At 44.4% G+C, this 984-nt stretch carries 2 protein-coding genes; both read left to right on the plus strand.

The window, feature by feature from the left end; translation table 11 throughout:
- The coding region (locus tag ACFIJ7_RS09630; RefSeq protein WP_375645201.1) for a lysozyme at nucleotides 1-576 on the plus strand (576 nt) is incomplete at its 5' end.
- Nucleotides 573-800: a hypothetical protein gene (locus ACFIJ7_RS09635; RefSeq protein WP_012754703.1), complete on the plus strand. Its 228-nt coding sequence runs from the start codon at nucleotides 573-575 to the stop codon at nucleotides 798-800. The genes ACFIJ7_RS09630 and ACFIJ7_RS09635, both read left to right, overlap by 4 nt.
- The last annotated feature ends 184 nt before the right edge of the window (nucleotides 801-984 follow it).

Consider the following 984-nt stretch of genomic DNA (forward strand, 5'->3'; position numbering starts at 1 on the left):
TGGACGATTGGTTATGGTCACACCAGCAATGCGGGTCATCCCCTTGTCAAAAAAGGCATGTGTATTAGCCAAGAGCAAGCAGAAGAAATCCTTTGTAAAGACTTAAAGCAATTTGAGCAGACGGTAGAGGAATCGGTTACGGTTTCGTTAACGGATTGCCAATTCGCGGCATTGGTCTCATTTTGCTATAACGTAGGAACAGCTGCTTTTCGCAAGTCAACATTGTTGAAGAAGCTTAATCAAGGCGATTATGAAGCCGTTCCTGTTGAATTACAGAAATGGAATAAGGTCGGTGGGAAGCCTCTTGCGGGTTTAGCCAACCGTCGAGCAGCAGAAGCGGGATTATGGGCAAAAGGGGCTTATGTTTCTTCAAATTATCAAAGGGTAGAAACGAAAACGGCAACAGGACTTCTTAAAATAGAAGCACTTGCCCCGATTATAGGGTCTTGTTCTGGTTTTGGCGGCTTGTTAGCAGGCAATGGACCGGTGCAATGGGCATTAGCAGGGATCATGGTTTTAGCGGCTGTAACGGGCATAGTGATTGTCGCCAAGCGTTTTCGGGAGCAACGCTTATGATTTTTTGGCTAAAGAAATATTCTCTTATGTTTACAGCGGCTTTAGCCGTTTTTTTTATGGCTTTAGCCAAGGCGTTTCACCTTGGCAAGCAAAGCGAACGGCAAAAGCAAACAGAGAATGCTTTAAAGACAGCAACAACGCGGCTTGAGGTAGAAAATGAAGTTAATCAAAAAAGTGATGCTGGTGTGCGCTCTGAACTTTCTCGTTGGGTGCGCGGCAAATAGGTCTGTTTCTTGTGGTGGCTGGTTGCCCATTTATTTGGATAATAAGGATGTTGCGGTCATCAGTTCCAACCTTGCAAGAGATATTTTGAAGCATAACAAGCAGGGAGCCCATTTATGTGGTTGGAAAGATGGTCAAGAAACGAAGCAGCAAAGATAAAGGTCTTACAGAAAAAGAACAACAGCT

The sequence above is a fragment of the Bartonella sp. MR100HLJHH genome (genome assembly GCF_042194215.1).
GTDB classification, from domain to species: Bacteria; Pseudomonadota; Alphaproteobacteria; order Rhizobiales; family Rhizobiaceae; genus Bartonella; species Bartonella grahamii.

What these genes read in the sequence shown, in the direction of transcription:
- ACFIJ7_RS09635 (WP_012754703.1), top strand. Translation starts at nt 573, where the DNA reads ATGATTTTTTGGCTAAAGAAATATTCTCTTATGTTTACAGCGGCTTTA.